Genomic DNA, 19676 nt, shown 5'->3' with positions numbered 1-19676 from the left:
TCCTCAGATCATCAAACGTTGTATTTCCGCGTTGCGCGGTTTCGAACATCTCGGACTTTCCGTCCGAGTCAGGATTTGATCAACGGACCGAGCACGTGCACCGCTGTTGCGGCCTCCTCGACGCCCCAAAACCCCCCTCCGTTTTCAACGACGCCGAAGCGCGCCTCGCTCACCTGGGCCGCGCCGGCTTCGCCACGCAGCTGCGTGACGACATCCCGGACCATGACGATTCCCGTGGCGCCGATTGGATGACCTTTTGAGATCAGGCCGCCGGATACGTTAATGGGAATCCGACCGCCAAGCGTGGTGGCGCCAGATTCGGCGAAAATCCCACCCTCCCCACGCGCACAGAACCCGAGATTCTCCGATTGCAACACTTCGGCGAACGCAGTCGCGTCGTGAAGTTCCGCGAGCCCCATGTCCTCCGGACCAACGCCCGCCTGCTCGTACGCACGGAGCGCCGCCATCCGGCCTGTATGACGGTCATAATCGCCCGGATCGCGATCCAGTCCACTTACAATCACAGACGACGCGACCTGCACTGCGCGTCGCGTCCCTAGACGCCGTCTCGCGCGGTCACTCACGAGCACCACCGCCGCGGCGCCGTCGCTCATCGGCGAACACATGCTGCGTGTGAAAGGCCAAACTACGGGCGCATCGGCGAGCACCTCCTCGGTGCTCATCGGCTTGCGATACTGCGCATGCGAGTTGTGCACCGAATGCCGGTGATTCTTGGCGGCGATCGCCGCGATCTGCTCGCGCGTCGTACCAAATCGCGCCATATGCTGGCGAGACAAACCCGCGTAGATGTCCATGAAGAAGCTGCGGCCAGGCGCGTCGAAGCGCATCTCCCCAACAATTCCTGCCGGCACGATGGATTGCCCGAGCGCTGCCAGCTGATTAAAGAACTGCTCGGCTAGGTGCACGTCGATGCCACCTGAGAAAGCCTTGAACATTGCGTCCTTCTTGTCCGGATAGACGAGCTTGTCGGCGCCGACAGCGATCACAACGTCGTATTGCCCCGCAAGCACGCTGACTAGCGCCTGATTGAACGCGGTGCTCCCCCCGGCGCAGGCGTTCTCTACATTGATGATCGAGATGCCTTGGAAACCCATCGAGCGCAACGCGCACTGCCCTCGAATAGAGTTCTGACCCTCCATCTGGCCCTGCCGGGAGTTCGCGAACCATGCCCCCTCAATGGCGGCGAGATCCAGTTGCGCATCGTCGAGCGCAACATTGACCGCTTCGCGCACCAGGTCCTTGACGGATCGATCAACGAATTTTCCGAGTCGGGTCATGCCGACGCCGGCTACATATGCGTTATTCATATTCGAACTCGCCGTTAAATGAGTGACGGACACCGCGCGCATAGAAACATGCGTTTACGCATCGGTGTCGAACGAATCCATTCTAGGGATGGGGCGGGTACCGACCTAGTAGTCGGAAGGCGAAGGATCTTTGCGCGTGAAGCGAATCTGCGACGTGCAGTGGATGTAGCGCAGACCCGAATTACACGACAGTCATCGTTAGACGATGACGACCCACGATGCGGGTCCGCGGCGAAGATTAACCGTTCCGCCACCTGCGAAAAATCGGCGAAGGTCGGAGTTAGAGGCGTCCGAAAGTCGAAAACGGGGCTTGGCCCCGCTCTAATCAGCGCGGTTGCCTTGACAGGATAGCGGGCTCTTGGTCAAAAAGATCGACAAGGAAGTCGACAAAAATACGTACCTTACGAGACATCCCGCGACTGCTTGGATAGACTACGTAGACATCGACGTCTCCTGCGCCGGGGCTCACGCGGTAGTCAGCCAGCGCTCGGACGAGCTGCCCGTTTTCGATCGCGAGGCGCGCCATCCATTCGTGGACCATCACGAGACCGAGCCCGGCGAGCGCCGACCCGAGCAGTACAGCGCCGTTTGCCGTTCGCAGATTCCCGTCGACCGCTACCTCCTGGTGCTCGCCATCTTTTTCGAATTTCCAGACGTTGCCGTACGAGGGTCCCTTGTAACGCAAGCAGTTGTGGTGAGCCAAGTCCGCAGGCACGCACGGCATCCCGTGAGATTGGAAATAATCAGGCGAACCGCAAATGATCCGATTCGTCTGGCTCAAACGCCGCGCGACGAGATCGGTGTCCGGAATCACTCCCATCCAGACCGCGACGTCGATATTGTTCGCAACTAGATCGGCACGCTCGTCGGTCAATGAAATATCGAGGCGTAGATGGGGATATTGCGCGAGCAGACGCGAAAGCGCCGGCACGATGAATGTCGGGCCCGTCGACACGCGCAGTGACACCCTGAGCTCCCCTTTGACTTCCTCGCTGAACGAACTGGCCTCCGACTTAGCGTTGGAAAGTTCTCTGGCGACCTCACTGACCCGCTCATGAAACCGCCGTCCCGGTTCGGTCAAAGAAAGACTGCGCGTCGTGCGATTCAACAGCCTGATGCCCAGTTGCTTTTCGAGCATTTGAACCTGCCGCGCCACAGAGCTGATGGAGGAATTCGTCGCCCGCGCAGCTGCCGAAAAACTTCCCGACTCAACGACCTTGATGAAAGTCTCGATCCAAGCGAAATCGTCCATTTCACATTACCTGACACCGCTTCGTTCAGCACAAGTGGCGGCGCATTAGTCGCGACCACCTTCGTCCGACGATCGTCCGTGCGCCGCGAGACGGTCTCTTCGTTTTTGTGACCGGTCGCTCTTGCACGCGCGGGACACATGCGAGAGAGCCACCAAATGCATTGCCTATCGTCATTTTATCTGGAAACTGTAACATGGTTGTCTCGCGCGCCGACCGCAACTGAGATTCTTCGAGCTATAACAGTGGCCGGGCTTTAGGCAGACGCCGGATTGGCGTCGGCCTCGGGCCCGAAGTCGAACGCCAAGGGACGGTCATCGAAAAGAGCCCGGATGGAACATGGCCATTCGGCTCGGTCGAGCCTACGAAGGCATGATCGAGAACGAAGATTGAAACCAGGCGCTGCGCGTTTCGAATGGGCAACGCTTTTCGCATTGCACGTCGCCTTGCGCACCGGCGCACATAAGACGATGGCAGGCTTGCCATGACTGCAGCTTACAGTGAATCAGGGATGATCGAAGATCAAGCAGGTCGTGGTCGCATGGGCGTACAGCTTGCCGTCGGGGCCGACGATGCGGCCTTCGGCCGTGGCTACCTGGCGCCCCGCATGGATCACCTTGCCCTCGGCACGCACCAGTGGCACGCCGTCGTTAAGAGGCCGCACCATGTTCACCTTGAGTTCCAGCGTGGTAAAGCCCTTACCTGCAGGCAAGGTGGCGTGAATCGCGCAGCCGACGGCCGAGTCGAGCAGGGTCGCGAACCAACCGCCGTGCACCGTGCCCAAGGGGTTGTAGTGCCGGCGTTGCGGCCGCCCTTGGAACACTGCCTCGCCGGATGCCATGTGGATCGGTATGAAATCGAGCGTCTCGCCTATCGGCGCCGGTGGCAGTTCGCCAGCGAAGATTGCCTGGAAGATTTCCATACCCGATCGTTCGGCGAGCTGTTCCCGAGGTGCTGCATCAGCTTTTCTCAAGCGGGCGCGCACCGCGGCCTCGTCCGCTTTCCAACGCTCAATGACCTGATCGACATTCATCGACAGTTCCTTTCTGTATAAGCCATAGGTCAGCGAGTAGTGTGCTCTGGCACAGGCGCGCTCGCTGTCGCTGACGGGCTTAATGACGCGAGAATCTGGTCGCGGCAAGCGGCCAGGATCTCGTCGGCCAGCGGCGAGTCGTCCGGACAGGCGCGCGACATGACAATGGCACCGACCACGTGCGCCAGAATGTCGAGGTTCCTGGCTCGCGCCTGGGCCTGCTCGGTGCCGTCCAACTCAGTACCCCCGGGGCTCAGCGCAGCCAGAAGGCTCTCGATGCCTGCCGCAAACGTGGCCCGAACCGCTTCCGGCTGACGCGCGGCATCCCCGCCCAGTGCGGCCATCGTGCAACCGGTCGCGCGGGTGTCGCGGTGCTCGCGCGAAAGGTAGTACCGCACAAACTCCGGCGCGTCCACACCCGCGCTCAGCGCCACGGTCTGCGCGATGCCGCAGGCCGCCGATTCCGCCATCAGGTCGGCCTTGGAGCGGAACTGTTTGTAAAAGCCGCCATGGGTGAAGCCGGCGGCGGCCATCAGATCGGCAACGCCAACTCCATCGTAGCCACGCTCCCGAAACAGCTGGGACGCCGTCTCGACCACGTGCTCCCGGTTGGCCTGTGCCTGTGCCTTGGTGATCTTCATTTCTTGACCACGGTGGGTTCATGTCTGCGAAGGCTCCATTATACATTGATGTCGATCGTCATCAAAACCTTGACATGTTAGATTATGATCGTCATCATTGATCTCATTCCCAACTCCGGAAACTGAAGCAACATGACCGACAAGACGCTTTTTGAGCCCTACGCCCTTGGCCGCCTGACACTCGCCAATCGCTTTGTCATGGCACCGCTGACCCGCAACCGCGCAGGCGCGGGGCTGGTGCCCAGCGACCTGGCCGCGACCTACTACGCCCAGCGCGCCTCGGCCGGCCTGATCATCACGGAGGCCACTCAGGTTTCAGCCCAGGCCCAGGGCTATCAGGACACCCCGGGCCTGTACACACCCGAGCAAACCGCCGGCTGGCGCAACGTCACCGAGGCCGTGCATGCCAGGGGTGGACGTATCTTCGCGCAACTCTGGCACGTCGGCCGTGTTTCGCACGTCGATGTCCAGCCTGGCGGCGCTGCGCCGGTCGCGCCTTCGGCCATCCGCGCGGCGACGAAAATCTTCGTCAACGATGGCTTTGCCGACGTGTCGCAACCGCGCGCCCTCGAACTCGACGAATTGCCGGGCATCGTTGTCGACTTTCGTCGAGCCGCGGCCAATGCCATGGCCGCCGGCTTCGACGGCGTGGAGATCCACGGTGCCAACGGCTATCTGCTGGAGCAGTTCATCAAGGACGGAGCCAACCAGCGCACTGACGCCTATGGCGGCTCGATCGAGAACCGTGCGCGCCTGTTGCTGGACGTCGTCGCTGCAGTGGTGGAAGAAATCGGCGCCGATTGCACCGGTGTACGCATCTCGCCTGTGTCGCCGGCAAACGGCATCTCGAGCAGCGATCCCCAGCCGCAGTACGACTACATCGCCGGGCAGCTCAGCGCGCTGGGCATCGTCTACCTGCACGTGGTCGAGGGTGCGACCGGCGGCCCGCGCAATGTCGCACCGTTCGACTACGAGGCGTTGCGCCGCCGGTTCAGGCAAACCTACCTGGCCAACAACGGCTACGACCTGAACCTCGCTACCGCCAGGCTCAACGAGGGTAAGGCAGACCTGTTCGCCTTCGGCCGTGCCTTCATCAGCAACCCCGATCTGGTCGAACGCCTGAAGACCGGCGCACCGCTGGCGCAGCCCGACTTCGCCACGCTCTATGGTGGTGGCGCTGCGGGCTACACCGACTACCCGACCCTTGCCGCCTGAGTCGCGCGCTGCTTGCGTTCGCGTCCGAACCACTCTTGCAAAGGAATAACCCATGACCACGCTTCCGACTGTTCTCATCACCGGCGCTTCCTCCGGCATCGGCGCCACCCTCGCCGAGCGCTTCGCCGGCCGCGGCCACGACCTCGTGCTGGTTGCACGCGACAAGGCGCGCCTCGATACGCTGGCCGCGCGCCTGCGTGAAGAACGCGGTGTGGCCGTCGACGTGCTGCAGGCCGACCTGACCCAGCCTGGGGATCTGGCCACGGTCGAGGCTCGCCTGCGCGACGACGCTCGCATAGGCATCCTGATCAACAACGCCGGGGTGGCCCAGTCGGGCGGCTTCGTCCAGCAGACCGCTGAGGGCATCGAACGCCTGATCACGCTCAACACCACGGCGCTGACGCGGCTCGCTGCCGCGGTCGCTCCGCGCTTCGTGCAGTCGGGGACTGGCGCGATCGTCAACATCGGCTCGGTGGTGGGTTTCGCGCCAGAGTTCGGCATGTCGATCTACGGCGCTACCAAGGCCTTCGTGCTGTTCCTGTCGCAGGGCCTGAACCTGGAGTTGTCGCCCAGCGGCGTCTACGTGCAGGCGGTGCTGCCGGCGGCGACCCGCACGGAGATCTGGGAGCGCGCCGGCGTCGACGTCAATACGCTTACCGAGGTGATGGAGGTCGGCGAACTGGTTGATGCGGCACTGGTCGGCTTCGATCGCCGCGAGCTGGTCACCATCCCGCCGCTGCACGTGGCCGCGCGCTGGGACGCGCTGGATGGCGCGCGTCAAGGGCTCCTGTCGGATATTCGACAGGCGCACGTGGCCGATCGCTATCGGCCGGAAGCCTGACCACTGCGGCTCCTGTCTTGCCCGAAAGCCAGGCCATGCCTTATCGACCGACACTCCGGCTCAGCCCTCAACAGATAACCCGATGACTGACACCCATATCACCACGCCCACGCGCTTGGCGGATGTCGGCGGTACGCTATTCGCCTACCGCCGCTGGGGTAACACCGATTCCTCGCAGCCGCCTTTACTGCTTCTGCAGCACTTTCGCGGCGGCATGGACCATTGGGACCCGTTGATGACGGACGGCCTTGCCGAAGGCCGCGAAGTCATTCTCTACAACGGTCGCGGCATTGCTTCGTCCGGCGGCCAGCCGCGCACCCGCATTGAGGACATGGCCGATGACGCGGCCGCCTTCGTTCGCACGCTGGGCTTGCCGAAGATCGATGTCCTGGGCTTCTCGCTGGGCGGTTTTCAGGCGCTGGATCTGACCTGGCGTCATCCCGAGCTGGTGCGCAAACTCATGCTGCTGGGCACCGGCCCACGTGGTGGCGACCCCGACATGGAGCCGCGCGTGCTGGACACAGCGGTCAATCCCGTCCCCGTCTTCGAAGACTTTCTCTACCTGTTCTTCGGCCGGTCGGCGCATGCCGGGCAGGCCGCGAGGGAATTCTGGGAACGGCGTCATCAGCGCGTCGACCAGGACCCCCCGTCTTCCCCAGAGGTCGCGAAAGCACAGATCGAGGCCAACATGCTGTATCTGCCCAGGCTCTCGGAAGACGATCCATTCGCCTACCTGCGTGGGATCCAGCAACCCACGTTCATCCTCAACGGCATCAACGACGTGATGATTCCGACGGTCAACTCGTTCTACATGGCCCGCAACCTGCCGAACGCCCAGTTGTTCCTCTACGCGGACTCGGGCCACGCTGCGCAGTTCCAGTGCCCGCAGCGTTTTCTTTATCACGTGGAGCGGTTTCTGAGCGAGTGACGACCACGCCACTCATCGCCCCGAAGTCACGATCCAGTATCCAAAGGCCCTCGCCATGCTCAAGTTCAAGTTCCTGCTGTGGATGTTCACCCAGTTGCTGAAACGACAGATCAGGAACAACCCCGACTGCGCGAAGTACGTCGCGGGCAAGACCCTGGTGTTTCAGATCCGCACGGTGTCCGGCGTCGGTCGCTACTACGTCATTCGGGATGGCGCCATCCGATCCATTGGGGGACTGACGGCGACCCCCCAGTTCACGCTCACTTTCAGAGATGCCGTCAAAGGCTTCGCGATCCTGTCGGCCAGGGAAAGCCAGGCGGCCTTCCTCAGAGGCCTGGGCAACAAGGATCTGGTCATTAGCGGCGACTTTCGCGAAGTGATGTGGTTTCAGGGCCTGACGGCATTCCTGCAACCCCCGAAAGTCGTTTCGCCTTACAACCGCACTGCGTTCTGAGCTGCCCATGAAACCAGATCTGCTGAACCAGCTGTTGCGCCTGCCCAATGGCAGTGTGCTGCGCAATCGGCTCGCCAAGGCGGCCATGAGCGAGACGCTGGGCACCTACGACAATCGTCCGACTCCGGACCTGGTGCAGTTGTACCGACGCTGGGCCGCCTCGGGGCTGGGACTGATCATGACGGGCAACGTAATGATCGACCGTCGCGCCCTGGGCGAGCCTGGCAATGTGGTGATCGAGGACGAAACTGACTTGCCTGCCCTCCGACAGTGGGCACAAGCGGTGACTGGGCAAGGGGCGGCCATCTGGGCACAGCTCAACCATCCGGGAAAACAGTCGACCAGGGGTTTGAACGCGTTCAACCTCGCGCCGTCTGCCGTTCCCTTCCGCGAGGACATGGCGGCGTTCTTCGAAACCCCGCGCGAGGCCACCACGTTCGAGATCCACGACATCGTCGAGCGCTTCGGCCGCAGCGCGGCGATCTGCAGGGAGGCCGGGTTCAGTGGTGTGCAGATCCACGGGGCGCACGGCTACCTGATCAGCCAGTTCCTGTCTCCGCATCACAACCGTCGCGAAGACGAATGGGGCGGAACTCCCGAGAAGCGGCGCCACTTTGTACTGGCCGTCTATCTGGAGATCCGCCGGCAAGTCGGTCCGGATTTCCCGGTGGGGATCAAGCTCAACTCGGCCGACTTCCAGCGAGGCGGCTTCACCGAGGAAGAATCGATCGAAACGATTCGCGCGTTGACCGACGCGGGCATTGACCTCATCGAGATCTCGGGCGGCACCTACGAGGCACCCGCGATGAGCGGCGCAATGCGAGAGTCGAAGAAGGTTTCCACCGTGGCCCGCGAAGCCTACTTTCTCGAATTTGCCGAGAAGGTGCGGGCCGCCGTAAAGGTGCCGCTGATGGTGACCGGCGGGTTCCGCACGGCGGCCGGCATGAACGCAGCGCTGCGCTCTGGCGCGCTGGATGTGGTGGGCCTGGCGCGGCTGCTGGCGATCGATCCCGACGCACCAGCCGCCTTGCTGCACGGGCGCGATAGCCTGAGGCAGGTGCGCCCGATCAACACCGGCCTCAAGGCTGTCGATCGCATGGGAATCATGGAGGTGCTGTGGTACACGCGCCAGCTCAAGCGCATTGCAAGGGGTAGAGAGCCGCGTCCCGGCGAGAGCGGACTGTCAGCGTTCGTGAAGTCTGCTTTCAACAGCGGCTGGGGCACCTTTCGCACGCGGCGCCTGCGGGCGCGGAATTAAGTGCCGAGGGCTGGCGATCAGAGACTCAACACTGGTGAACGTCCTATGAAACGATCCACAACGCGATCCAGGGAAGCCACGCACGAGCGCATCGTCGAAGCTGGCGCACGCGCGATCCGCCGCTGTGGCTATGACGGCATTGGCATTGCGCACATCATGAAAGAGGCCGGCCTCACCCACGGCGGGTTCTACGCGCATTTCGCCTCGCGCGAAGCCATGCTGGCCGAGCTGGCAGACCGCGCAGGAGCCGAGGCCATCGCCACCTTTTTGCACTTCACGGGCGCCGTGCCCGCCGAACAATCCCTGCAGGCGCTGCTGCGCGCCTATCTGTCCAGAGAGCATGTGAAAAACCCGGAGGTCGGTTGCCCGATCGCCGCCCTGGGAACGGAAATGCCGCGTCAGGCGCCGGCAGTTCGACGCGCAATTACCCGCCGCATCAAGGAAATGATCGACATGGTCTCCCGCCAATCGGCCGACTGGGGCCAGCCCGGTGCGCACGAGCGCGCCCTGGCGACCGCCGCCACGATGATTGGGGCGGTCGTGCTGGCGCGCGCGGTCGACGAAGAACCGCTGTCCAGATCGTTGCTGGAGGCGGCGCTGGAGCACCTCACCCCAGCGGCGGATTGAGTTTCCATCGGCCTTTTTTTTTATCCCTGAGCATGATGCTCGACATATGAAAGCCGTGCCCCCAAAGGAGAAGTGATCATGACATTCAAGGCGCTGCTGGCCACCAGAACCGGCGATGCGATTGCCACCGCCCTGGTCGATTTCGACGAAGCCGATCTGATGCCGGGCGATGTCACCGTCGCGATCGACTATTCGACGGTGAACTACAAGGACGCGATGGCGGTCAGCGGCCGCGCGCCAGTGATCCGCCAGTTCCCGCTGATTCCGGGCATCGACTTTTCGGGCATCGTGGAGGCTACGTCGCACGCAGGGTTCGTGGTGGGCGACCGCGTTGTCGCCAACGGCTGGGGCCTGAGTCAAACCCACCATGGCGGTTTCGCGCAGAAGGCACGTGTCAGGGGTGACTGGCTGGTCAAGCTGCCTGACGTGTTTTCGACGCGCGATGCCATGGCCATCGGCACGGCGGGGTACACCGCGATGCTGTCCGTGCTCGCGCTGGAGCATGCGGGCGTGACGCCGGACAAAGGTGATGTGCTTGTGACTGGGGCCGGCGGCGGCGCCGGGTCCATTGCCATCGCCTTGCTATCGACGCTGGGGTATCGGGTGGTCGCCTCGACCGGGCGGCTGGAGGAGACGGACTACCTGCGCGAGTTGGGTGCGGCCGAGGTTATCGACCGTCGCACGTTGTCTGAGCCGGGTGCAGCCGTTGCCAAGGAACGGTGGGCCGCAGCGATCGACTCGGTTGGCAGCCACACACTGGCCAACGTGCTGGCGCAGACCTGCTACCGCGGCGCGGTGGCGGCCTTCGGGCTCGCCCAGGGTGCGGACCTGCCCGGCTCGGTTTTGCCTTTCATCCTGCGCAACGTGACCCTGGCCGGCATCGACTCGGTCAACGCGCCGCAAGACGTGCGGCTACAGGCATGGGCACGTCTGGCCACCGACCTGCACCCCGGAAAGCTCGCACGCGCTACCCAGGTGGTCGGCCTGGCGGAAGTGCCTGGTCTTGCAGATGCGGTACTCCAGGGTCAGGTGCGTGGCCGCACCGTCGTGGACGTCAACGCGTGAAGGCCGAACCCAAGGAATCGATGATGATCAGTTTCAACCCGGATAGCCCATCGGCAACGTTCTATGCCCACGCACAGAACAGCCAGGTCAGGGCGGGCGGAACCACCTTCGCTTACCGCGAACTGGGCCCGCACGGCGGCATCCCGCTGATCCTGCTCAACCACTGGGGCGCCGTGCTGGACAACTTCGACCCGCGCATCGTCGATGGCCTGGCCGGCAAGCATCGCGTGATTGCGATCGACTACCGGGGAATCGGTTCGTCCGGCGGCATTGCGCCCGTGACCGTGGACCAGATGGCGCGCGACACCATCGCGCTGATCCGCGCGATGGGTTTCGATCAGGTCGATCTGCTCGGCTTTTCGCTCGGCGGCTTCGTGGCGCAGGACGTGGCGCTAAGGGCGCCGGATCTGGTGCGCAGGCTCATCCTCACAGGCACGGGTCCCGCGGGCGGTCAGGGCATCGATCGCGTCGGTGCCATGTCCTGGCCACTGATGCTCAAGGGCCTGCTGACGCTGCGCGATCCCAAGACCTATCTGTTCTTCACCTCCACGGCCAACGGCCGGCAGGCAGCAAGCGCATTCCTGAAAAGGCTGAAGGAACGCAAGGCCGGTCGCGACAAGGGGCCCACACCCCGCGCCTTGCTTCGCCAGCTCAAGGCGATCAAGGCCTGGGGCCAGCAGGCGCCGCAGGACCTCGCCCGCCTGCACATGCCGGTCCTGATCGCCAATGGAGACAACGACATCATGGTGCCCACCGCCCTGAGCCACGACATGGCCCGCCGCATTCCCAACGCGCAGCTCGTCATTTATCCGGACGCCGGGCACGGAGGCATCTTCCAGTATCACACCGACTTCGTGCCCAGAGCACTGGAGTTTCTGGCGCAATGAATCCTTCGCAGTCAGCGACAAGTGAAGTCCCCGTGAAGCTGAGCAGAACGTGATTTTCTAACAGGTCGCGTTGAAGACAGGCCCTGCCGAAACCATCACCCAGATCTGGAGAAACAGATGAAAGCAGTACCATTTCATAAGACAGGCGGACCCGAAATGCTGGTTTATGAGGAGGTGCCCGATCCAACGCCCGCCGACGATGAGGTTCTCAGCCCCTCTCGCGATACAACGACAAACCGGAATCGCATCAACATGAAAGCACTTACATTCAAACGCTATGGCAAGTCGCCCGAGATCGGGTTCGCCGAGGTCGCCCGCCCCACGCTAAAACCAGACGAACTGCTGGTGGAGGTCCACGCTGCGGGACTGAACCCGATCGACAACATGATTCCGACGGGAATATTCAAGCCCGTCTTGAAGTTCCAGCTACCGGCCACGCTCGGTAGCGATCTTGCCGGCATTGTGACCGAGGTTGGCAGCCGCGTGACACGCTTCAAGAAAGGCGATGCCATCTTTGCCAGCCTGTTCGATCTTGGCACGGGATCGATCGCCGAATTTGCTGTGGTGCCAGAAAGCGCTGCAGCGCTGAAACCGCTTAATGTGGACTTCATGCAGGCGGCCTCCATTCCAATGGTCGGGCTCACTTCTTGGCAAGCCCTGAAGGAGCGCGCCAATCTCCAGACGGGTCAGAAGGTGTTCATCCCTGCGGGGTCGGGTGGTATTGGCACATTCGCGATCCAGCTGGCAAAACACTTTGGCGCCGAAGTAGGAACGAATACCAGCACCGGAAATGTTCAACTCGTGAGCAGCCTGGGTGCAGACGAGGTGATCGACTACAAGAAGGAGGAATTCGAGGAAGTGCTGCGCGGCTACGACGTGGTACTCGGCACCATCAGGGGTGACACAATTGAAAAATCCATCGGCATCCTCAAGCCGGGAGGCAAGATTGTCTCTCTCGTCGGCCCGCTGGATGCAGCGTTCGCCCGCGCTCGCCGGCTGAACTTTATTCTGAGATTTGTGTTCGGGCTAATGAGCCGCAAGATCATACGGCTCGCGAGAAAGCGGAACGTCACCTACTCATTCCTGTTCGTGCGCCCCGATGGTAGGCAACTGTCCGAAATTGGCGAGCTGCTCAAGTCAGCCCGCATCCGTCCTGTGATTGACAAGGTATTTTCGTTCGAGCAGGCAAAGGAAGCGCTTGAATACCTGGCCCTCGGACGCGCGAGGGGCAAAGTTGTCGTCAAGATCAAGTGACGTGCCAGACAGGGCCGACTGCGGATGAGCTTGCCATAGCAAAGCAGGACTGTCCGCACGGCCGCAGACGAGCAGTTCGGAAATCCCTGGGCTCCTGCACGGACACAACGCTGACGTCACAGCCATACTTTCCGCGTGGTGTTGTCCCTGCTCAAAGTCGGCGGCTCAAATTCCCTGATTATCGAGTCCAGCACCCACGCCCTGCACGAATCGTCAAACGCTCTCCAAAGTTGATACAACTTCGAACGCAAACGCAATAGCAATTCATATATCCGCTTGTGCGGTTATTGGCTTGGCGCTGCCACCTTTCGTTTGCGTTTGCGTTTGATGCCCGTTAGGTGGTTCCGGCACCGGCTCCTCAAGCAATGCTTAGGGGCCGAGATCGAACGCTGAACCTAAGGAGCTTTGCACGCTCCACCTCCATTTTGAGCACCATGATCAGCGCATTTGCGCATGCCTGCGGCCGTTCCACGCTTGACTGTGATCGCACGTGACGGTCCGTACAATCAGCGTTTCCCTAGCGGAATTTCACGTTGCCATGGACGAGTCCCGGCGGTTTGCTGCCCGCCGACGTCAGGAGATACATACCGATAGTGGCGGCGAATTCGCGACGGTCCGCCGGCGATTCGCGGCACGCGGCGCACTCAGGCCGCCCGGGCTCGCCCTAAAATCGCCGTCATCGCGTACGATAGTCCCGCGACCATTGCGTAGAAGATATCAGTTTGGCGGCGAGGCTCCTGTGAGATCGCTGTGGCGCATCCAAGTCTGCGAGCGGCCCAGTAACGAGACACCTATATAGCCGCGCACAACGAGTTTCTTGCCGGCCGCCTCAAGATGCATTTTGCAGCGGTATTCCTTACCATCCGTGGGATCGAGGATCTTTCCGGCGTCCCATGCGTCACCGTCCGGTTTCATCTCCCTCACAATTGTCATGCCCTGGATCTTCTGATTCTTCCGTTCGTCCGTACATGCCGTGCAACGGCGATCGGGGGAATTGTTCTCTCCAAGCCCCCTGACGATTCTTCCGCTGAGCGTGCCGTCACCGTTCTGAGTAATCTGCACAAGCGCCGCGGGCTGGTGAGTGCGATCGTCAATCGTTTGCCATACACCAACTGGCGTCTCGGAAGTATCTGAAAAGACAGCAGTTGCGCTACCCAGCAGTGCGCCCGCGATCATCGCGCTCGCCAACAAGCGCCTGATTGGGCCGCGCGCTGTCGTCCCGGCGTTCTTCTGAAAATGCATGTCTCGTTCTCCTTGGATCTGATCGCCTGTTACTTCTTCGTGCGGCGGAATTGCGCTCCAACGCGCCGCGTCCTCCGAACCTCCCGGTCGGTTACGCGGGTTCAATTCGTTGCGTAACGTATCCCGGCGCAACCGGATCGCTACTTCGAGGTATCTGGCACGTCCACGCTTTATGACAGCTTTTAGCGCTTTTCCTCCCGTCCGTGCTACAAGCACGGACGAGGCGCGGGAGCGACCGTGTTTTCATGGGATCGGAAAGGCATCAGAACTTGTATGCGACGGACACAAACGAGACGATCGGATCAAGCTTGAGCTTCGTGCTGCTGGTTACCGTGCCCAGCTTCGACTGCGTCGTCAGGGTCGCGCGGGTTGACAGCCACATATATGCCAGGGAGGCATCAACCGACCAATGTTTGGTGATGTTATAGCTGATCCCCGCATTGATTACCGGGGCAAACGAGCTGCTCAACTTGGCGCTAGTCGGCCCCGTTAGTGTGCTCCCAAACGTCGGCGTATATAGAAACGCGCCGCTAGCGCTCGCCGGCTCCAGTTTCGCTCCACTAAACCAGACGTAGGACGCGCCTGCGCCAAGGTAGGGACGAATGTTGCTAGTCGCATCGTTGAAAAAGTATTTCAGGAGCAACGCTGGACTCCACTCGTACGCAGAACCGATCTGGCCGAGTGCACTGATAGATCCGGTGCCGGTGAGTCTGAACTTCGGCGGTATGCCGAACACAGCGGTCGTGGCGATGTGATCGGTAATAAAAAAAGTAGCGGTGAGCCCCAGAGAATCGGCATTGTCAACCGATGCTCCGGTGCCGGCCGCGGTCACGCTGGTACCGAGTGCGTTGACCGTCAGCGGTTTGCTGGACTCCTGCAGGGCGAAGTGAAGCCAGCCGACGTTCGCGACAAAATCGCCCGCGCTTTGCGCTTTGGCGGCAGTGCTCATCAGCAGTGCTGTGGCAACGGCACATACTTGTTTGTGCAGCATTTTCGGAGGTGCTCCGTAACGTCGCAAACATCGTCAATAAAACGACCCCGGTTAGAGCCGCCGGCAATACGGCTGCCTTCTGCGGTGAATCCCTCGCTGAGGGTGCCAAACAGTCCGCGGTAGCGCTCAATAACTTCGGCCAGCGACTCGCACTCGGGCGGATCATAGTGGCGCACGATGCGGCGGGGGCCGGATTCTGTCGCGCGATAAACCGTGATCTGGTGATAGTTGCCTGCCGCGATCGCTTGCGCGATAGAGCGTCCCTCCTTGACCATCAATGCCTCCCGTGTGCAGCCCGACACGGAGTCTGGCTTTCTGTCGCCCACGCGAGCCGTGTCGGACCAGCCGCGGGAATCTGCTGCATCGCGTACTCAGCGAGTGCAGTGATCGTCAATGCAGGATTGACCCCGGGATTTGCCGGCATTGCTGCTCCGTCACATACCAGCAGGTTCCGGTAACCGAAAACGCATAGATGCCGATCGATCACGCCGCTCGCGGCGTCGGCGCCGATGACGGCGCCGCCCAGTACATGAGCGGTGGTCGGAATGTTGGCCAGTGCCTCGAGCACGTTGCTTTGGGCTATACCGCCCGTGTGTCGGGCGAGCCATTGGGCTGCCCGATTGCCGACTTCGATGTACGTGGGGTTTGGCTTGTAGCTATTCTGCTCGGTGATGAGCCGGTAGCCGCGACCCAGCCAACGCTTCCTGGCGCGCAGTGCGATCGCATTGTCCAGAGCCTGCATGACCAGCAGCATCACCGTGCGTCGGCTCCATCCCACGGGCCATAGCGTTTTAAGCCATTGCACCGGGTGTAGCACGATGCGGCCAAACCACCTTAGCGGTCGCGTCAAACGGGTACCGTTTCCAACCAGTACCGTGTAAAGCAGACTCAGGAAGTCGGCATTGCGGCCGTAGGTGAGGAACTCGATATGCGTATCGTGACTGACATGGACGCTGCTGCTCGCTGTTACGTCGTTCCAGGTGTTGCAATCCCTGGGCAGGCGTACGGTCAGAATCGATTCGCTGTTGGTGCGCACCAATTCGCCGAGACGATCGCTGACCCGCGGCAGCGAGCCGCCGTGCTTGCAGTTGGCCAGCAGTTCATTTGTGCCGAGTGCCCCACCGGCGAATACAACGCCGCGCGTCGTGTAGGTCTGTCTGTCGCGGGCGAACCAGGCACCCGGGCGTTGCGTGGTCACACGGTAACCTTCACTGCCATCCTGGGCGCCAACGGGAATCACGTCGACAACCTCGCGCTCCGCGAGTATGCGCACACCGCGCTTCTCGGCAAACCACAGGTAGTTTTTCACCAGCGAATTTATCGCGCCGACGCGGCAGCCTACCAGGCAGGCTCCGCAGCGCGTGCAGCCGGTTCGATTGGGGCCTTCACCCCCGAAGTAAGGGTCCTTGACTGTCTTGCCTGACTCCCCGAAGAACACCCCGACCGGCGCACGGGAAACCGTATCTTCGACCGCGAAATGTCGCGCCATCTTCCGCGCCAGTTCTTGCGCGGGCGAATCGAAGGGTACTGTCCTGACCCCGAGCATGCGCTCCGCCGCATCGTAATGAGGCTGTAGCAACGCATCCCAGCTGCCGAGCGCACGCCATTGTTCATTCTCAAAAAACTCCGGCTTGGCGCGGTATAGCACGCCACCGTAAACGGTACTGCCACCGCCTACGCCAATCTGGCTCGGAAAGAAGACGTGGCGAAACAGCGACATGCGCATGATGCCTTTCAAGCCCAACGCCGGTGCCCAGAAGTACCTTTTGAACTGCCATGCCGACTTGGGAAGTTCCTTGTCCTGGTAACGCCGGCCCCGCTCCACCACCCCGACGCGATAGCCCTTTTCCGCGAGGCGCAACGCGGAGACGCTTCCACCAAAGCCAGAACCGATTATGATCCAGTCAAAATCAAAAGTAGTACTTATCAAAATTTGCTCCACTTCATTCAATTCCGGCAATCGGGTGTTGCTGGAGTGAACACCGGTCCTGCAACATGCGACTATTAATCTGAAAACGCCGACGAAGCTGCAAACGGGGACGACGTGCGCACGGCGCACTCAACTATCCGCGGGAAGTCGGAAGCTGAAGCATGGACATTGCTGTCATACCGCCAGACGCTGAACGACCCACCGGGTAATCGCGGCCGGTGCCAGACGGGTTGCAAGAGACAACACCCAGGCTTGAAAACCGACAGTCCAATGGATTTTGCGGATCAATTGAATCGCCGTCGCGCATGTCCATACGGTCGATGCGACGTCAACCGGCCTTAGCCGGATGCCGAGCGACTTTGCGCTGGGAATGTGATCAAAGTTATCCGCCATTGCCGTCTTTACGAAGCTCGGCCAGATATCGCTCACGCGGATTCCAAACTTGTTCCATTCAAGATCGAGACCCTCGGTAAATCCGCGCACAGCGAACTTGGTTCCCGAGTAGGTCACCAGCTCTGGCTGTCCGTAGATGGCGGTGGCCGAGGCGATATTGATCACATGGGAGCCGGGCGTCCTTTGAAGGTAGCGGAACGCGCAGTGACAACCCGTGACCATTCCCTGAACATTGACGCGAAGCATGGCGAAATGTTTAGCCAGAGGAACTTCTTCAAACCGACCCGATGCAAGAATTCCCGCATTATTGAGCAACACATCGAGCCGTCCGCCGCCCTGTCTCCAGAAATCCGCGAGCGCACGATGCCATTCTTCAGGATCAGTGACGTCGAGCGGGCCGGAAACGGCGTTGCCCTCGCCCAGTGTAGAGGCGAGCGCTGCGACACCGTCTGCGTTAATGTCATAGAGACCGACGAACCAGCCGCGCCGCGCAAACAGTTCGGCGCAAGCGCGACCAATCCCGGAAGCAGCACCCGTCACGAAAATAGTCGGCCGCCCTCCTGGAATAAGCGATTCAGGCGGCGGTTGGATCGCCTGACTATCCTGCGCAGCAGTAACGGCCGTCTTCATTTCGTCTGTCTCCCTTCGCTGCCAAGAATCAAGATCTGGATCGTGTTCGGCGACCGACAAACAGGCCCTCGGCCGCACGGCCTGCCTTATTCCCTGGGCGACCTTGCGATCGCACTGCCCTATGGACTGAGAAGTCCGATACAAATACGCGCCGACGATCCCTGGGTTTCCGGTCTCATGCGGCCCAAAAGCGCGTACATGGAATGCCTATCAGGATCACGCGTTCTGCGACGTCCATAGATCCCGCAGCTTTAATTTGTCAATCTTGCCCACCGCATTTTTTGGGAGGCTGTCGACGACGTTGATCGTCACGGGTCTCTTGTAACGCGTCAACTGACCGGCGCAGTGCTCGTGCAGCGCATCCGTGCTGCCAGTGAATCCGGCTCGATACGCGACATAGGCAATGACGGTTTCACCCAGTGTCTCGTGAGGAACGCCGACCACCGCCGCTTCGAGCACACCGGGGAACGCCGACAGCACGTCTTCAATTTCCCTGGGATAGATGTTCTCGCCACCGCGAATGATCATCTCCTTCAGGCGCCCGACGATGGAAAGGTAACCATCCTCATCGAGGCGCCCGATATCACCGGTGTGCAGCCAGCCATCGACGATGGTCTTCGCCGTTTCCTCAGGCTTGCCCAGGTAACCGCGCATGACGTTGGGGCCCTGGATCAGCACCTCGCCGGTAGCGCCCTGCGGCAGATGCACGCCGCGCGGATCGGCGATCGCAATGCGTTGCTCGGCGAATGGCAGACCGACGGTGCCGCCCTTGCGCACACCGTCAAACGGATTGATGGTCGACCCACAGGTGCCTTCGGACAGTCCGTAACCCTCGATCAATGGAAAGCCGTAGCGGGATTCGAAACTTGTCAGAAGTTCTTCCGACGCGGGCGCCGCGCCGCAGATGCCGTACCGCAGGCTGGACGTGTCGGGTTTGACGTGACCTGGCAGCGCGTTGAGCAGCGCATAGATCGTCGGCACGCCCGAGAAGTACGTCGGTCGCAGACGCTCGACGTCGCCAAAAAAAGTGTCGATGTCGAAGCGCTCGCGGATCGTGACCTGGCCGCCTGCTGACAGCGGCGTCAGGGTGCTCACCAGGATAGCGTTGACGTGAAAGAGCGGTAGCACGAGGAGGCAATGATCCTCTGCCGTAACCTTGAGCGAATGCTGGCCCATTTCCACCATGGCTTCGACATTGGCATGATCGAGCATCACGCCTTTGGGCAGGCCGGTCGTACCGCTGGTATAGATCAGCAGAGCCAGTGCGGCCGGATCCTCGAACGGCACCCCTGCGTAGCGCTTCCCCGCACTCAGAGCGGCAACCGGCAACGATCGCACTTCCGGGACCACGGCTTCGCCCGTGCCATTCACAACCAGCACCGCTCCCGAATCGACAATCTGATGGGTAGCTTCCTTGATGGTGAGACTGGGCTTGACGGGAGTGACCGCCGCACCCAGGCGCCAGGCGGCGAACATCGCCACCACGAACTCGACCTGATTAGGCAGCATGATCGCTATGACGTCCCCCGCCCAGACACCCAGGTCCGCGAACACGCCCGCTGCTGCGAGGACCTTCGAATGGAACTCCTCGTTCGACAGGGTGGTGGTGGCATCCTGAACGCAAGGCGCGCCGGGCGCCGACGCCGCACGCTGTTCCGAAAGTTTGGAAAAACGCATCGTTGTTCTCTCCGCAAAAATGGCAGTGGGAA

General features: G+C 61.5%; 19 protein-coding genes. 9 read left to right on the top strand and 10 right to left on the bottom strand.

The features are described 5' to 3' along the window. Positions 1-68 precede the first annotated feature (68 nt). The 4 genes from HDG37_RS14605 to HDG37_RS14590 all read right to left on the bottom strand — a co-directional run bounded on the left by HDG37_RS14605 (position 69) and on the right by HDG37_RS14590 (position 4252). Positions 69-1328 carry a thiolase family protein gene (locus tag HDG37_RS14605; protein WP_184048583.1) on the bottom strand — a complete coding sequence of 420 codons (1260 nt, stop codon included), beginning with the start codon at positions 1326-1328 and terminating at the stop codon, positions 69-71. A 325-nt stretch (positions 1329-1653) separates the two neighbouring features. After that, a complete protein-coding gene (locus HDG37_RS14600) occupies positions 1654-2580 on the bottom strand; it encodes a LysR family transcriptional regulator (RefSeq protein WP_184048580.1) in 927 nt (308 codons plus the stop codon). A 503-nt stretch (positions 2581-3083) separates the two neighbouring features. Continuing rightward, positions 3084-3611 (bottom strand): PaaI family thioesterase, encoded by a 528-nt coding sequence (locus tag HDG37_RS14595; protein ID WP_184048577.1) that lies wholly within the window; start codon positions 3609-3611, stop codon positions 3084-3086. A gap of 29 nt (positions 3612-3640) precedes the next feature. Then, positions 3641-4252 (bottom strand): TetR/AcrR family transcriptional regulator, encoded by a 612-nt coding sequence (locus HDG37_RS14590; protein ID WP_184048574.1) that lies wholly within the window; start codon positions 4250-4252, stop codon positions 3641-3643. 132 nt (positions 4253-4384) lie between these two features. Between HDG37_RS14590 and HDG37_RS14585 the strand changes: the two genes are divergently transcribed. From HDG37_RS14585 to HDG37_RS14545, 9 genes are all read left to right on the top strand, one after another. Continuing rightward, positions 4385-5467, top strand: coding sequence for an alkene reductase (locus tag HDG37_RS14585; protein ID WP_184048570.1), 1083 nt, complete (start codon positions 4385-4387; stop codon positions 5465-5467). Between the two features lie 52 nt (positions 5468-5519). Continuing rightward, positions 5520-6308: an SDR family oxidoreductase gene (locus HDG37_RS14580; RefSeq protein WP_184048567.1), complete on the top strand. Its 789-nt coding sequence runs from the start codon at positions 5520-5522 to the stop codon at positions 6306-6308. Positions 6309-6390: 82 nt separating this feature from the next. Next, a complete protein-coding gene (locus tag HDG37_RS14575) occupies positions 6391-7236 on the top strand; it encodes an alpha/beta fold hydrolase (RefSeq protein WP_184048564.1) in 846 nt (281 codons plus the stop codon). 55 nt (positions 7237-7291) lie between these two features. Beyond that, a complete protein-coding gene (locus HDG37_RS14570) occupies positions 7292-7690 on the top strand; it encodes a helicase (protein ID WP_184048562.1) in 399 nt (132 codons plus the stop codon). 7 nt (positions 7691-7697) lie between these two features. Next, positions 7698-8948, top strand: coding sequence for an NADH:flavin oxidoreductase/NADH oxidase family protein (locus tag HDG37_RS14565; RefSeq protein WP_184048559.1), 1251 nt, complete (start codon positions 7698-7700; stop codon positions 8946-8948). Between the two features lie 45 nt (positions 8949-8993). Next, the gene (locus HDG37_RS14560; RefSeq protein ID WP_184048556.1) at positions 8994-9575 is read left to right on the top strand and encodes a TetR/AcrR family transcriptional regulator; all 582 of its coding nucleotides are present in this window, start codon (positions 8994-8996) and stop codon (positions 9573-9575) included. 78 nt (positions 9576-9653) lie between these two features. Continuing rightward, positions 9654-10640 (top strand): MDR family oxidoreductase, encoded by a 987-nt coding sequence (locus tag HDG37_RS14555; protein WP_184048553.1) that lies wholly within the window; start codon positions 9654-9656, stop codon positions 10638-10640. Positions 10641-10663: 23 nt separating this feature from the next. Further along, a complete protein-coding gene (locus tag HDG37_RS14550; RefSeq protein WP_184048823.1) occupies positions 10664-11527 on the top strand; it encodes an alpha/beta fold hydrolase in 864 nt (287 codons plus the stop codon). A gap of 252 nt (positions 11528-11779) precedes the next feature. Beyond that, on the top strand, positions 11780-12781 hold the full coding sequence (locus HDG37_RS14545) for an NADP-dependent oxidoreductase (protein ID WP_184048821.1): 1002 nt from the start codon (positions 11780-11782) through the stop codon (positions 12779-12781). A 717-nt stretch (positions 12782-13498) separates the two neighbouring features. Here the strand turns inward: HDG37_RS14545 and HDG37_RS14540 are convergent. The 6 genes from HDG37_RS14540 to HDG37_RS14515 form a co-directional block, all read right to left on the bottom strand. Further along, positions 13499-13957: a DUF2147 domain-containing protein gene (locus tag HDG37_RS14540; protein WP_184048818.1), complete on the bottom strand. Its 459-nt coding sequence runs from the start codon at positions 13955-13957 to the stop codon at positions 13499-13501. A 328-nt stretch (positions 13958-14285) separates the two neighbouring features. Next, entirely contained in the window at positions 14286-15014 is a 729-nt protein-coding gene (locus tag HDG37_RS14535) for an OmpW family protein (protein ID WP_184048549.1), read from the bottom strand. Then, positions 14972-15289 (bottom strand): hypothetical protein, encoded by a 318-nt coding sequence (locus HDG37_RS14530; protein WP_184048546.1) that lies wholly within the window; start codon positions 15287-15289, stop codon positions 14972-14974. Before HDG37_RS14530 ends, HDG37_RS14535 begins: the two co-directional genes overlap by 43 nt. Continuing rightward, positions 15289-16974, bottom strand: coding sequence for a GMC oxidoreductase (locus tag HDG37_RS14525; RefSeq protein ID WP_260334861.1), 1686 nt, complete (start codon positions 16972-16974; stop codon positions 15289-15291). The genes HDG37_RS14530 and HDG37_RS14525 overlap by 1 nt, the downstream gene beginning before the upstream one ends. 144 nt (positions 16975-17118) lie before the next feature. Beyond that, a complete protein-coding gene (locus HDG37_RS14520; RefSeq protein WP_184048543.1) occupies positions 17119-17967 on the bottom strand; it encodes an SDR family oxidoreductase in 849 nt (282 codons plus the stop codon). 216 nt (positions 17968-18183) lie between these two features. Beyond that, positions 18184-19644, bottom strand: a complete 1461-nt coding sequence (locus tag HDG37_RS14515; protein WP_184048540.1) for a class I adenylate-forming enzyme family protein — start codon at positions 19642-19644, stop codon at positions 18184-18186. Positions 19645-19676: the final 32 nt, after the last annotated feature.

It is taken from the genome of Paraburkholderia sp. MM5384-R2 (assembly GCF_014201025.1).
GTDB lineage: Bacteria > Pseudomonadota > Gammaproteobacteria > Burkholderiales > Burkholderiaceae > Paraburkholderia > Paraburkholderia tuberum.
The sequence above is the reverse complement of the archived record's forward strand: the minus strand, read 5'-3'. Positions and strand labels throughout refer to the sequence as shown.

What these genes read in the sequence shown, in the direction of transcription:
- HDG37_RS14605 (WP_184048583.1), bottom strand. Translation starts at nt 1,328, where the DNA reads ATGAATAACGCATATGTAGCCGGCGTCGGCATGACCCGACTCGGAAAA.
- HDG37_RS14600 (WP_184048580.1), bottom strand. Translation starts at nt 2,580, where the DNA reads ATGGACGATTTCGCTTGGATCGAGACTTTCATCAAGGTCGTTGAGTCG.
- HDG37_RS14595 (WP_184048577.1), bottom strand. Translation starts at nt 3,611, where the DNA reads ATGAATGTCGATCAGGTCATTGAGCGTTGGAAAGCGGACGAGGCCGCG.
- HDG37_RS14590 (WP_184048574.1), bottom strand. Translation starts at nt 4,252, where the DNA reads ATGAAGATCACCAAGGCACAGGCACAGGCCAACCGGGAGCACGTGGTC.
- HDG37_RS14585 (WP_184048570.1), top strand. Translation starts at nt 4,385, where the DNA reads ATGACCGACAAGACGCTTTTTGAGCCCTACGCCCTTGGCCGCCTGACA.
- HDG37_RS14580 (WP_184048567.1), top strand. Translation starts at nt 5,520, where the DNA reads ATGACCACGCTTCCGACTGTTCTCATCACCGGCGCTTCCTCCGGCATC.
- HDG37_RS14575 (WP_184048564.1), top strand. Translation starts at nt 6,391, where the DNA reads ATGACTGACACCCATATCACCACGCCCACGCGCTTGGCGGATGTCGGC.
- HDG37_RS14570 (WP_184048562.1), top strand. Translation starts at nt 7,292, where the DNA reads ATGCTCAAGTTCAAGTTCCTGCTGTGGATGTTCACCCAGTTGCTGAAA.
- HDG37_RS14565 (WP_184048559.1), top strand. Translation starts at nt 7,698, where the DNA reads ATGAAACCAGATCTGCTGAACCAGCTGTTGCGCCTGCCCAATGGCAGT.
- HDG37_RS14560 (WP_184048556.1), top strand. Translation starts at nt 8,994, where the DNA reads ATGAAACGATCCACAACGCGATCCAGGGAAGCCACGCACGAGCGCATC.
- HDG37_RS14555 (WP_184048553.1), top strand. Translation starts at nt 9,654, where the DNA reads ATGACATTCAAGGCGCTGCTGGCCACCAGAACCGGCGATGCGATTGCC.
- HDG37_RS14550 (WP_184048823.1), top strand. Translation starts at nt 10,664, where the DNA reads ATGATCAGTTTCAACCCGGATAGCCCATCGGCAACGTTCTATGCCCAC.
- HDG37_RS14545 (WP_184048821.1), top strand. Translation starts at nt 11,780, where the DNA reads ATGAAAGCACTTACATTCAAACGCTATGGCAAGTCGCCCGAGATCGGG.
- HDG37_RS14540 (WP_184048818.1), bottom strand. Translation starts at nt 13,957, where the DNA reads ATGATCGCGGGCGCACTGCTGGGTAGCGCAACTGCTGTCTTTTCAGAT.
- HDG37_RS14535 (WP_184048549.1), bottom strand. Translation starts at nt 15,014, where the DNA reads ATGCTGCACAAACAAGTATGTGCCGTTGCCACAGCACTGCTGATGAGC.
- HDG37_RS14530 (WP_184048546.1), bottom strand. Translation starts at nt 15,289, where the DNA reads ATGGTCAAGGAGGGACGCTCTATCGCGCAAGCGATCGCGGCAGGCAAC.
- HDG37_RS14520 (WP_184048543.1), bottom strand. Translation starts at nt 17,967, where the DNA reads ATGAAGACGGCCGTTACTGCTGCGCAGGATAGTCAGGCGATCCAACCG.
- HDG37_RS14515 (WP_184048540.1), bottom strand. Translation starts at nt 19,644, where the DNA reads ATGCGTTTTTCCAAACTTTCGGAACAGCGTGCGGCGTCGGCGCCCGGC.